The organism is Nonlabens sp. Ci31, from assembly GCF_012974865.1.
In the GTDB taxonomy this organism is placed as follows: domain Bacteria; phylum Bacteroidota; class Bacteroidia; order Flavobacteriales; family Flavobacteriaceae; genus Nonlabens.
Window position 1 is genome coordinate 13,159 of sequence record NZ_CP043633.1, and the last position, 11,697, is coordinate 24,855.

The 11,697-nt window shown below is 35.4% G+C and carries 13 protein-coding genes; 7 read left to right on the forward strand and 6 right to left on the reverse strand.

Annotation, left to right across the window (positions count from 1 at the left end):
* Nucleotides 1–31 precede the first annotated feature (31 nt).
* From F0365_RS00070 to F0365_RS00095, 6 genes are all read left to right on the forward strand, one after another.
* On the forward strand, nt 32–907 hold the full coding sequence (locus F0365_RS00070; protein ID WP_169931772.1) for an MBL fold metallo-hydrolase: 876 nt from the start codon (nt 32–34) through the stop codon (nt 905–907).
* Nucleotides 908–918: 11 nt separating this feature from the next.
* On the forward strand, nt 919–1,830 hold the full coding sequence (locus F0365_RS00075; RefSeq protein ID WP_169931773.1) for a patatin family protein: 912 nt from the start codon (nt 919–921) through the stop codon (nt 1,828–1,830).
* A gap of 691 nt (nt 1,831–2,521) precedes the next feature.
* Complete coding sequence (locus F0365_RS00080; protein ID WP_169931774.1) at nt 2,522–3,157, forward strand: peroxiredoxin; 636 nt, start codon at nt 2,522–2,524, stop codon at nt 3,155–3,157.
* Between the two features lie 86 nt (nt 3,158–3,243).
* On the forward strand, nt 3,244–3,558 hold the full coding sequence (locus F0365_RS00085) for a thioredoxin family protein (RefSeq protein ID WP_169934699.1): 315 nt from the start codon (nt 3,244–3,246) through the stop codon (nt 3,556–3,558).
* Nucleotides 3,539–3,787, forward strand: coding sequence for a DUF6952 family protein (locus F0365_RS00090; protein ID WP_169931775.1), 249 nt, complete (start codon nt 3,539–3,541; stop codon nt 3,785–3,787). The genes F0365_RS00085 and F0365_RS00090 overlap by 20 nt, the downstream gene beginning before the upstream one ends.
* Nucleotides 3,788–3,944: 157 nt before the next feature.
* The gene (locus F0365_RS00095) at nt 3,945–4,844 is read left to right on the forward strand and encodes a DUF6268 family outer membrane beta-barrel protein (protein ID WP_169931776.1); all 900 of its coding nucleotides are present in this window, start codon (nt 3,945–3,947) and stop codon (nt 4,842–4,844) included.
* 88 nt (nt 4,845–4,932) lie between these two features.
* Here the strand turns inward: F0365_RS00095 and F0365_RS00100 are convergent, their stop codons facing one another.
* Nucleotides 4,933–5,475 carry a hypothetical protein gene (locus tag F0365_RS00100; RefSeq protein WP_240961760.1) on the reverse strand — a complete coding sequence of 181 codons (543 nt, stop codon included), beginning with the start codon at nt 5,473–5,475 and terminating at the stop codon, nt 4,933–4,935.
* Between the two features lie 109 nt (nt 5,476–5,584).
* Here F0365_RS00100 and F0365_RS00105 point away from each other — a divergent pair, with 109 nt between their 5' ends.
* A complete protein-coding gene (locus tag F0365_RS00105) occupies nt 5,585–6,295 on the forward strand; it encodes a DUF4197 domain-containing protein (protein WP_169931777.1) in 711 nt (236 codons plus the stop codon).
* A 464-nt stretch (nt 6,296–6,759) separates the two neighbouring features.
* Here the strand turns inward: F0365_RS00105 and F0365_RS00110 are convergent, their stop codons facing one another.
* From F0365_RS00110 to F0365_RS00130, 5 genes are all read right to left on the reverse strand, one after another.
* A complete protein-coding gene (locus tag F0365_RS00110) occupies nt 6,760–6,954 on the reverse strand; it encodes a hypothetical protein (RefSeq protein WP_169931778.1) in 195 nt (64 codons plus the stop codon).
* 242 nt (nt 6,955–7,196) lie between these two features.
* Entirely contained in the window at nt 7,197–8,531 is a 1,335-nt protein-coding gene (locus F0365_RS00115; RefSeq protein WP_169931779.1) for a DUF58 domain-containing protein, read from the reverse strand.
* Nucleotides 8,531–9,664: an AAA family ATPase gene (locus F0365_RS00120; protein WP_240961763.1), complete on the reverse strand. Its 1,134-nt coding sequence runs from the start codon at nt 9,662–9,664 to the stop codon at nt 8,531–8,533. Before F0365_RS00120 ends, F0365_RS00115 begins: the two co-directional genes overlap by 1 nt.
* A gap of 3 nt (nt 9,665–9,667) precedes the next feature.
* Nucleotides 9,668–10,957, reverse strand: a complete 1,290-nt coding sequence (locus F0365_RS00125; RefSeq protein ID WP_169931780.1) for a DUF4350 domain-containing protein — start codon at nt 10,955–10,957, stop codon at nt 9,668–9,670.
* A complete protein-coding gene (locus tag F0365_RS00130) occupies nt 10,957–11,655 on the reverse strand; it encodes a DUF4129 domain-containing protein (protein WP_206071289.1) in 699 nt (232 codons plus the stop codon). The genes F0365_RS00125 and F0365_RS00130 overlap by 1 nt, the downstream gene beginning before the upstream one ends.
* Nucleotides 11,656–11,697: the final 42 nt, after the last annotated feature.

Genomic DNA, 11,697 nt, shown 5'->3' on the forward strand with positions numbered 1-11,697 from the left:
TTTTTGCAAGTGTATTTATAAATAAAAGAAAATGAAAAAATTACTTTTTGCCCTGTTTTTAATAACAAGCCTGGTTTCTCCTGCACAAAATAGATTGGACAACCTAGAGATCATCACTCATGAAGTGACCCAAAACGTTTACATGCTAGAAGGGTCTGGAGGGAATATATTGATTCAAGTAGGAGAATCTGAAGTAGTCATGATCGATTCACAATACGCAGCTTTGAGTGATAAAATAAAAAAGGAAATTGCAAGAATTACCGACAAGCCGCTTACTTACCTCATCAACACCCACTACCACGGCGACCACACTGGAGGAAATGAAAATTTCAATACTGATAAAGTAACTCTCATCGCACATGCAAATGTGCTGAATCGATTGACAGAAAATGGAAAAAACGAAAACTTTTTACCTGAGAAAGTAATTGAAGAAGAATTTGAATTATCACTCGTTGATGAAAACGACTTGATCATTCACGTACACCATGCACATACAGATGGAGATAGTTTTATATACCTCACTAAAAATAATGTAGTCCATATGGGAGATGTGTTTTTTAATGGTCGTTATCCTTTTATAGATCTTGACTCTGGCGGATCGATAAGTGGCTACATCACTGCTCAAAAAAGGGTATTGAACACCATAAATGAAGAAACTAAAATTGTTCCAGGACACGGGGCGCTGGCTTCTTATAATGACCTAGCTACTTATATTCCTATGCTGGTAGACTTAAAAGCGCAGATTCAAAAAGAAATAAGTGATGGAAAAAATCGAAAAGAGGTAGCTAAAAACAATTCAATTACCAAAAAATACGATGCTTTAGGATTTGGTGATGGGTTTGTCAGCTCAGAGAGAATTCGCACCACGATTTACGACAGTTTAATTCTGGAAACTAAAGACAAGTAAAACAAGCCCCTATGAGAGCACTTGTAATTTCTGGTGGTGGTAGTAAAGGAGCTTTTGCAGGTGGTGTTGCGCAATACCTACAAGAAGAATTGGGTCATGAATACGATTTATATATAGGGACTTCTACAGGTAGCTTGCTTATATCCCATCTCGCATTAGGTAAAATAGCTAAAATCAAAGAAGTTTACACCAGTGTCAATCAATCTTCTATTTTCAATCGCAGGCCTTTTTTGGTGAAGCGAGATAAATTTGGCCAGGATCAAATCAGTATCAACCACTTTAAGGTATTGCGTAATTTTTTAAGAGGCTCCAAAACTTTTGGAGAAAGCAAAAATCTTAGAAAACTCATGAAGAATTCACTTCCTGAAGAAGAGTTTCGAACACTTAAAAATAGTCCTAAAGATGTAGTTGTTACCGTTTCTAATCTTTCGTTAAATGAAACCGAATACAAGTCTATTAAGGATTTTGAATATGAAGATTACTTAGACTGGATCTGGATTTCTTGTAATTACATTCCATTTATGAGCTTGGTCAGAAAAAATGGTTGTGAATATGCTGATGGTGGTTTTGGGAGTATGGTTCCTATTAAAGAAGCTCTCGAACGGGGTGCTACTGAGGTAGATGTAATTATTCTAGAAACAGAAGTGACCTATTATAATAACCTGCCTTCTAAAAACGTATTCTCTCTACTTTCTAACCTACATGGATTTATGATGAACCGCATTGAAAAACAAAATATTACCATAGGTAAACAGGTCGCAAATAATAACAATGCCATCATTAATCTTTACTACACACCTACTGTTTTAACTACCAATTCTCTGATCTTTAAAAAAGAAAAAATGAAACAATGGTGGGAAAGTGGTTATCAATATGCAGCGAGTAAGAATGTGGAGTTGAATGAAATCAAGCCTGAGGAGTAAGAGGGAAATCGGATTTGAACTCGAACTTGAATTTGAAACAACAATGCCAGTTGGAGCGCAAGCGATGCACTGAGCTTGCCCATGTGTCAAAAACGATTTTATATCAAGATAAAGTTAGCATAAATAAAGTGCCATTTAAATTAAATTTTGATTTCCATTTAAGTTGAATACGTCAACCTCAAAGAATTTACACCAACCATCCTATGGAATAAGGATCAACTCCTATAGATTTCTAATTTTTATTATTACTTTATGATGTCAGTCGTAGACGGTACAATATCTCGGTTTTTAAACCCAACTTCTACAGGCTCAGTTTAACAATGGAATTTGGGATTTGAAGCTTTATTTTTTTATTATACGCCATCTTATCCCAAAAATTATCGCTGAAATCAAAATAAACAAAGGCCAGAACCTAAGCATTACTGTAACAGCGCCTTTTATCAACGGGCATCCATAACTCCAACTATTTGCAGCCTTATCACTAAAAGTCGTGCAGCAACTTGCGATTAAATAGATCGTTTATGATCAGTATATTCTGATTTATTGTTATCAACTCAACCTATTCTTAAAACTTACTTAAATAGCTAAAATCAATCGTAACATATGTTAATGAGATAGAAATTATTCCGCTTTCGCGAAAGCGGACATTACATTTGCAATTGAAATAAAAGAATAACTTAAAAGATAAAACATGGCTATAGTAGGTAGAAAATTTCCAAATCTAGAGGTAGATGCAATGAATGAAATGGGAGATACATTTAAATTAAATGTATTTGAAGAAGCAAAAAAGAAAGGTAAAAAAGTGCTTTTATTTTGGTACCCAAAAGATTTCACATTTGTATGCCCAACAGAATTACACGCATTTCAAGCAGCTTTAGGAGAATTTGAGAAAAGAAACACGATCGTAATAGGTGCTTCTTGTGATACTCCAGAGGTGCATTTTGCATGGTTAAATACATCTAAAGACAATGGTGGAATAGAAGGAGTTACTTATGACATCCTTGCAGATACCAACCGCAATCTTTCTGGTACATTAGATATTTTAGACATTGAGGTAGAGTACAATGATGAGCTAGAAGACAATGTTCTTGTAGGTGATAATGTAACTTTTAGAGCTACATACTTAATCGATGAAGAAGGAACTGTATTTCACGAAGGAGTGAACCATATGCCAGTAGGAAGAAATGTAAATGAATTCCTAAGAATGATCGATGCGTATACACACGTACAGAAAAATGGCGAAGTATGTCCAGCAAATTGGGAAGAAGGTAAAGAAGCAATGGGAGCAAATCGCAACGCTACTGCTGAGTACCTTTCTAAAAACTAAATAGAATAATAGTAGAATCCATAATCAATGAGGAAAGTAGGGATCAACATCTTTCCTAATTTCCTCATTTTTTTTTAAAATATTTTATAATGCAAACATTAGATCAAGATAATCTACAAGAAATCGTTGCAAACAACGATACAGTTGTAGTACAATATATGGCTACCTGGTGTGGCAACTGTCGTGTGATGAAACCTAAGTTTAAAAAACTAGCTTCAGAAAATGAAAACACTGTTTTTATTCTTGCCGACGCTGAGAAGTTTCCAGAATCACGAAAATTAGCAACGGTGGATAATTTACCAACCTTTGCTACTTTTAAAAACGGCGCTTTTGTCAACCAAGCGCAAACTAATAAATTTGAAAACCTTAAAGATTTAGTACATGAAGTTACCAGTAATTAGACATTTACAAAAAAATGCTAGCGCAGAAGCTTTAGAAACTACATTGGAAGTTTTAGAAAGTTTTTCTGAACACAGATCCGTTTCTGAAGAAGAAATGGATGTGGTAGGAGAATTGATTACTAACATATGTGGCGCTCTTGAAGTACACAATAATGTAGCTCAGGGAATGAGTGGTATAGAAGCTGCAAATGCATTTGCACAAAAAGTAATGGGATCGATTGATCAATAGATCGTATTACCATCTTATAAAAAAGTCTTTGACCTTTCTGGTGGAAGACTTTTTATGGTTTAAGAATCATTTTAAAAAAATTAGATAAAAACTCGATGGTTTTGAGGAATTAATACTCATTGTGGTATATTTTTACGTAATAACTAAACACAACCCCATGAAATATAAAATTTCTTTATTACTTCTCCTTTTAGGAAGCACTTTAGCAAGTGCTCAAAACTATTTAGATATCGCGCGTTTAAATTTCGGTAACACTGCAATGGAAGATGTAGATGGAAATCAAGAAACGGACATTACCAACGTGAATCTTGAATTTCTTTACCCTACTCCTATCAACGATAAGACTATTTTAATTACAGGTTTTACAGCCGAAAATACTAGTCTAGATTTTAATGGTGCGGCAGGTTTTACAAGTGAAGGTTTAACTATGACTCGTTTAAATCTAGGAGCAAAAATTTATCACTCTAGTAAATGGACGGGAACTTATCTATTACTTCCTAAACTAGCTTCTAATTTTAACAATATAGGTGGTGCCGATTTTCAGTTTGGTGCTATTGCCTTATTAGAATACCGTCACAAAAACAGATTTAGAACCAAATATGGTTTATACAGTTCTTCTGAAGAATTTGGTGCGATTATTACTCCGCTTTTAGGGGTGTATTACAGAACACCTAATAACAAATTTTACATAGACGCAGCTTTCCCTATAAGAATGGAAGCTAATTATGGTATTTCTAAACAATTTAGTCTAGGTGCAGATTTAAGAACTTCTATAAAATCTTATAACATGGGTGGTGGTATTGTTGATACTTATGTGCAAGAGGAATCTATTAGATTTGCCCTTTATGCAGGATATTCTTTTATGAAAGATCAATTGATCGTTAGAGCAAAAGCAGGACTGGACACTACTGATTATGGTCTTTATCAAAGTGGTGATACCGTAGGTGCGCAACTACTTACTGTTGCCTTAGGTGGAGATGATAGAACCAGGTTGAATAATGAATTTGTCAGTAGTCTTTTTGTAGGATTTGACGTAATTTATAGATTGGATTTGTAAATATTCTTTATTAAGTACACTAATTTGTGCCCCATCAAGAAATCATGATTTCTTGATGGGGCACTTTTTATTTCATTATTTGCAATATTTAATTAGGCCTTGTGTCTCCAAGTCTCATATAGGTTGCCGTAATGGTTTCCCCTTCGTCACCCACCTCACTTTCTAAAAACATAGTGTTACTAGATCTTCCTTGAGCTAGCAGTAGATCAGCATTTGCGTCATTACCTAAAATGGTTTTTTTACTGACCTTAGAGGTGATTAAAATTAGCGTGAAAAAATGGCTGCCTTTTCTAATGACAAAGTAATTGTCTTTAGGCTTCCCTGGTAAAAGCATGGAATCAAGAAGTTGATTGTTTTGATACAGTTCCACTTTGATTTCTTTTTCTTCTGTATATTCAATGAATACTTGATTTCCCTCCCTTGTGTCATGTACCTTTCTAGAGTTATGCAAACAGAGATCATTCCACAAACTATTTTCTGGATCGTCAGGAATTTGATTTTCATAAAGTCCAGTGAGCAGCGTTTTAGTTAAAACTACGGGCTTAGATACTATGCGACTAGCGAGACCTTGTGAGGTGTAACAGCTTGTAAAAGATAGTGAAAGAAAGAGTAATAAAAAGATCTGTTTCATAATGAATATTTAAAGATGAGAGGACAACCAAATTTTATACTAAGATCGAACTATTTTACATTCTTACAATAGCGTCGTTTTCATATATCTTTGAACAAAATAAAATCTCATGAAAAAAATCACATATATCCTAGTCGCTATGATTACTTTAAGCAGTTGTGGCAGCTTGCAAGAAATCGTTAATAACCTACCTCAAGGTGGCGGCGCGCTTTCTCAAATGGACATAGGAAATGGCTTGAGACAAGCATTAGACCAAGGAATTGATAAAGAAGTAACCAAACTTATGGGTGCTGACGGATTTTATAAAAATGATCTCGTTAAAATTTTACTCCCAGAAGAATTACAAAAGGTAGATAGTGGATTGAGAAGAATAGGATTGAGCAGTGTTGCAGACGAAGGTCTTAAACTTTTAAACCGCGCTGCAGAAGATGCTACCCAAGAAGCACTGCCTATTTTTGTAGAGGCCGTAAAAGACATTACTTTTAATGATGCCAAAAACATTCTACTAGGAGATCAACGTGCAGCAACCTCTTACCTAGAAAATAAGACACAGCAAGCACTTTACGATAAATTCAGTCCAGTGATTCAAAACAGTCTAGGAAAAGTAGGAGCAACAGACTTATGGAGCACAGCTATTACCCGATACAACAGCATCCCATTTACTAACGAAGTAAATCCAGACCTAACTGACTATGTAACTCAAAAGGCTCTAGAAGGTGTTTTTAAGGTAATCTCTCAGGAAGAAATCGAAATAAGAAGTAAGGTAAGTTCCAGAGGAACAGACTTGTTAAAAAGAGTTTTTGCTTTACAAGACAAGTAAGTCGCGTTTCAACGCAACCTTTTCACTTTTTAGTCATCCTATAAGTGTCCATTCGGACATGGCAAGGGGTAAAAACTATGGCTGTTTACATTCATAGCTTTTTTTTATTAAAAGCATTAAGCCTCCTTCCATTATTATCCTACTACTCTTCCGGTTTACAGATATGAATACAGTTTTAACCTACGGGATTTAAACCTTAACAAATTGCTAGGATTAAAAGTTTATGTACCTGATTATCATTACCTTAAGATTAAAATACCTTAGGAATGGAATATGGTTATAAATCATACGAAATGGATATCGAGAAGTACAGGTACATGAAAAAGGATACAACTCTTTAATGAAACAATCTTTTAACGCCGGTTTAAAAAACAGAACTTATAGCGATAAGCTGATTAATAGGGCTTTAGAACTCAGAAAAGAAATACATTTCTTAAGGTCTGAATTACTTACAGAAGCTTAAATCATTTACTGTTTTTACTATTATTGTGTAATGTCTCGATAAGATGCAGCATTTTTTTTATGCCTTTTTCTCTTAAATGATCTACTGGAAAAGTATCTAATCTATTGATTCTTATGATATGCAATACTTCCTCTTCTATATAATAATCTGACAAAAACTTGACATCTACTTCTAGTTTTTTGCCTTTAATCGTCAATTTAAATTGATCATCTCTTACCCAATGGAAAGCGTTTTTCCTAGTGGATTGAAAAATAAGATACCCTATGAGCAGTATATAGAGTAATCCCGTTGTATATAACGTAAAAATGTAATGCCTTGCTATTTTGTCTAAAATCTCAACAAATAAAATAGCGAAGGCCACAATGAAAGCAGGAAATATCCATTTAGGATAATCCTTATAGCAATCATTAAAAAAATAAAGTTTCTTTTTAGGTGTCACTATAACAATCCGCGGGCTTTGATCTCTAAATACTTGTTGATGGTATTTACTGTTAATTGTTGTGGCTCTGTCAGTATGGTTTGAATTCCATATTTATTCAATTCAGTTACAATCAATTTTTTCTCATAGATAAATTTCTCTGCAATGGTTTTTTGATAGATATCTTGAGTAGATACTGCAGGCTGCTTAACCAATTCTTTGAGCTCTGTATTTTCAAAAAATATAACTACTAACAAATGATTTTTTGCTATCGCCTGAAGGTATGGAAGCTGCCTGTGCAAAGCGTCCATAGTTTCAAAATTAGTGTACAGCAATAATAGACTACGCTGCGTAATGGATCGCTTGATATCTATATACAATCTTGCAAAATCACTCTCTTTAAAATCGGTGTCTAAATTGTATAAGGTCTCTAATATCAAGTTCATTTGAGAAGCTCTTTTTTGAGCCATTACCTGATTAGAAACTTTATCAGAAAAACTAAACATCCCAGCCTTATCGCCTTTTTTAAGAGCAATATTTGAAATCACTAGTGTTGAATTGATCGCATAATCCACCAACTTCAACTCTTCAAAAGGCATTTTCATCACCCTACCTTTATCAATTACGGAGTAAACGGGTTGGGATTTTTCATCTTGGAATTGATTGATCATTAACTGATTTCGCTTGGCACTCGCCTTCCAGTTAATGTTGCGCACATCATCACCCTGAACATAATCTTTAATTTGTTCAAATTCCATGGTATGCCCTATTCTCCTTATCTTTTTAAGACCATAATCTCTTAACTTGTTCGTAAACGCCATCAACTCGTACTTGCGCAATTGCAAAAAAGACGGATAATTAGGCACCATGGCATCTTGGTTAAATGAAAATTTCCGTTGAGCAAACCCCAAAGTCGTACTCACAAAAATTTGCAGCCCACCAAAATGATACTCGCCTCGTTCTGTAGGCCTTACGGTGTAGGGGAATGTTTTAGAATCAGACTTCTGTATAATTTCTTTGATCTCAAAGCTCCTCTCCTGAAACTGAACTGGTAACTCATCAATGATTTTTATATGAATCGATGAGCTGTATTGATTCGATACCAATATGTCCACTGGATTCTTATCTCCATTTGAGAATTTATCAGGTAAGTTACGACTTGCTTTTATCGCATTTTTAGTCCTGTATAATAGCAAAATATCAAAAACAAGCAAGCCTATCATCACAAAGAACCCGATCTTGAAGTAATCGATCAAACGTTCAAAAAAGAACGCAAAGACAAATAACACGACTAGAATTCCCAGTGCGATAAAAAAGCGTTGTTGCAGATAAAGGCTTTTAAAAAATTTCTTCACTATCTAGGAATCTCTATGTTTTCTAAAATTTGTGCCACAGCTCTGTCTGCAGTAAGTCCTTCCATTTCTCGCTCTGGAGTAAGGATAATTCTATGACGCATTACAGCCGTAGCGATGTATTTGATATCGTCTGGAGTAACAAAATCACGTCCCATAATTGCTGCATAAGCTTTAGCACCATTCATAATCGCAATAGAAGCACGAGGTGACGCTCCTAGATAAAGGTTAGGATTGTTACGGGTATCTAAAATGATCTTTGCAATGTATTTAATCAAGTTATCTTCTATCACGATCTCCTTGACCGTTCGTTGGTATGTAGCGATTTCTTGAGCATTCATTACCGCATTTACAGTAGACTCAGCATCAATATTTTTACGAGCATGCTGATCTGTAAGAATTTGAATTTCTTCTTCTAGATTAGGGTAGCCTACGTTTATTTTAAACAAGAAACGGTCTAATTGTGCCTCTGGCAGCCTGTAGGTTCCTTCTTGTTCTATCGGATTTTGTGTTGCAAAGACCAAAAACGGCGCCTTTAAATCATACTCTTTTCCATCTATGGTCACTTGTCGCTCTGCCATGGCTTCAAAAAGTGCTGCTTGCGTTTTTGCTGGCGCTCGGTTGATCTCATCGATCAATATAATATTGGAAAATATGGGTCCTGGTTTGAACTCGAATTCATTATTTTTCATGGAGAACACTGAGGTTCCCAAGATATCTGACGGCATTAAATCTGGTGTAAATTGGATACGTGAAAAATCTACATCCAAAGTTTTAGCTAGCAGCTTTGCTGTTACAGTTTTAGCAACTCCCGGAACTCCTTCTATTAAGGAATGTCCGTTTGCTAGTATAGAAACGATCAGTAAATCGATCATCTCTTCTTGTCCAACGATCACCTTGCGCAATTCCTTTTTGATTTTATAAACTGCAGCGCTCAAGTGGTTTAAATCCAGTCTGTTTTTAAACTCTAAAGAGGAGGCTGGGTCTTCTGCTGTTGGTTGTTCCGCTTTCGCGAAAGCGGTATCATCACCTCCCTCTTCACTTTTTTGAACAAATTGCTCTTGTGCAGGCTCTTGTGGCGGCTGCCCCTGTGGTTGCTCTTGTGGCTTATTCCAGTCGTTATTATTTTCTTCCATTTCTTAATCTTTAAAAAAAGCGTCTATCTTTTTATTGAGTTGTTTTAATTCGTAATCACTGTGCACTGGCTTGTTGCGTAAGTGATTGATGTAATCTATAATGTCTTTAGTTTGCTCTTGTGAAACAGTAGTTTTAACGGATAAACGCTGGATAAAAACAGCGTCCATCTTCTCGGTATTCACAAAATATTTTAATCTTAATTTTTGTAGAAAAAAGTTAATTTTCTTATGTATGATTCCGGACACATCACCACTTTGAAAATACAGATTCCCTATGGTTTTAGTGAACTCTACAGTGCTGTTTTCTAATGGGTTCACCACTGGAATAGGCCGCTGCTCCCGTTTTGCCTTGAATATAAAATACAACAAAATCGCTCCTAAAGTAATGTACCAAGACCATTTCAATGCAGCGTTCGTAAGAATAAATCTCATAGGAGAAGAAACCACACGCCTTCCCGATTTTCCATAATCATCAAAGTATACTGGGCCATCATTAAGATAAGAAAAGACCTCGCTTACATATTGTTCTTTACCTTCCTGCAGCATGTAATAATTAGTAAAAGCAATAGGATTAAGATGGTAATAAATAGCTCCGTCTCCTACTTTTAATTCTATAAAGTTTGCTTGAGGCACTTGTCTAGATTTCGACTTTTCAATCGCATTTTTTATAATGCTTGGAGTAGAATCCTGTTCCGAACCAAATTCTTCTCCAAATATATTTTTTAGATATCCTTTTACAGGTTCAAATGGCAATACCTCACCGAGAACAGTGGTTCTAGTAGTGTCGTAACTAACAAAATGACGGTAACTACTCCCTTTTTGATATATGTAACTGCGGTTTTCAAACAAGGGATTATTTAATCGTACTCGAACCGTATCTTCTTCGTAGTAACTGTAATAACGGTTGGATTCTAATTTTAAAGAATCTCCAAAAGCTCCCGTAACACTTTGGGTGGAAACAAAAACTTTGTTACCTCGCTCTGCAAACTCCATAAGATGATCCATCTCTGTTCTATCAAATCCTAGGTAATTATTAATAAAGATATAATTAGCGTTCGTCTCGTCTTTGTGTTTTTTCAGGAAACTAACTGGATCTACTTTTATGCTTTCCACTTCTTCATCAAAGAGCTCATCCAGTTGATCGTACAGCACGTAGGCGCCATAAGGAATTTTATCGCCGCTGGTATAACTCTCTTCCCAGCTTAATGGTTGTGGTGTGATGACTTCCAGAAGCAGCAACAAGGCTACAACACCAAATATGATATAGAGGTATGTTTTAGATTTCTTATCCATCAGGCAGCTCTATTTTTAAGTATTTGAAATTCTGCTACGGCTTCTCGGTAGGATTCTTCCTCTATAGGGAATTCTCCATACCAGACATGATCATATAAATAGGATACTTTTTTAAAGTGTTCTTTAGTTTCTAAATTTTTAAGTTCTTTGTAATAATCCGTATTGGTTTTTTGAAAGTCCCATTCAATTAAATTTTGGGCACTCAGACTTTTTAACATCGCTAAATATTGATAACGCACCGCATTTCTATAATTTCCTTCTCGTTCGTTGTTTTGAATGAGGTCTGTAAAGTCTATTTCTTCTATGTGGGTTTCTTCTATAACGACACTACTGGTCTTCCTAGTTGTTCTCCCAAAAAGTTTAGAAGCGTTCTCATTACCTAGCAGCTTCACAATCATAAAAATAACAACTGCCCCAATAAGAAAGTAGAACACATAAGTCAGAATTTTAATGGTAAGTGGCGATAGTGTAAAGCCAAATATATCTTGAATTCCTTCAATCAACCAACTTAACAACCTACTGAAGAGGTTTTGGCTGCTCGTTTGCGTGCGTTCATAATTGAACTCTCCACCAGAGTATTCTTCTTTTAAGTCCTGATCTATTTTACGTACGCTAAGGTCTCTAGTATCGTAATTTCTTCCCAAGGTATCAACTATTTCAACAGGCTGCTGCTCAATTTCTTGAATTAAAGTCTCCATAACTTGAGACTTTCCCATATTCGAAAAAACGAGTGCCATAAA

Excerpts from the sequence above, each read along its gene's own strand:
- F0365_RS00070 (WP_169931772.1), top strand. The coding sequence starts at position 32 with ATGAAAAAATTACTTTTTGCCCTGTTTTTAATAACAAGCCTGGTTTCT.
- F0365_RS00075 (WP_169931773.1), top strand. The coding sequence starts at position 919 with ATGAGAGCACTTGTAATTTCTGGTGGTGGTAGTAAAGGAGCTTTTGCA.
- F0365_RS00080 (WP_169931774.1), top strand. The coding sequence starts at position 2,522 with ATGGCTATAGTAGGTAGAAAATTTCCAAATCTAGAGGTAGATGCAATG.
- F0365_RS00090 (WP_169931775.1), top strand. The coding sequence starts at position 3,539 with ATGAAGTTACCAGTAATTAGACATTTACAAAAAAATGCTAGCGCAGAA.
- F0365_RS00095 (WP_169931776.1), top strand. The coding sequence starts at position 3,945 with ATGAAATATAAAATTTCTTTATTACTTCTCCTTTTAGGAAGCACTTTA.
- F0365_RS00100 (WP_240961760.1), bottom strand. The coding sequence starts at position 5,475 with ATGAAACAGATCTTTTTATTACTCTTTCTTTCACTATCTTTTACAAGC.
- F0365_RS00105 (WP_169931777.1), top strand. The coding sequence starts at position 5,585 with ATGAAAAAAATCACATATATCCTAGTCGCTATGATTACTTTAAGCAGT.
- F0365_RS00120 (WP_240961763.1), bottom strand. The coding sequence starts at position 9,664 with ATGGAAGAAAATAATAACGACTGGAATAAGCCACAAGAGCAACCACAG.
- F0365_RS00125 (WP_169931780.1), bottom strand. The coding sequence starts at position 10,957 with ATGGATAAGAAATCTAAAACATACCTCTATATCATATTTGGTGTTGTA.
- F0365_RS00130 (WP_206071289.1), bottom strand. The coding sequence starts at position 11,655 with ATGGAGACTTTAATTCAAGAAATTGAGCAGCAGCCTGTTGAAATAGTT.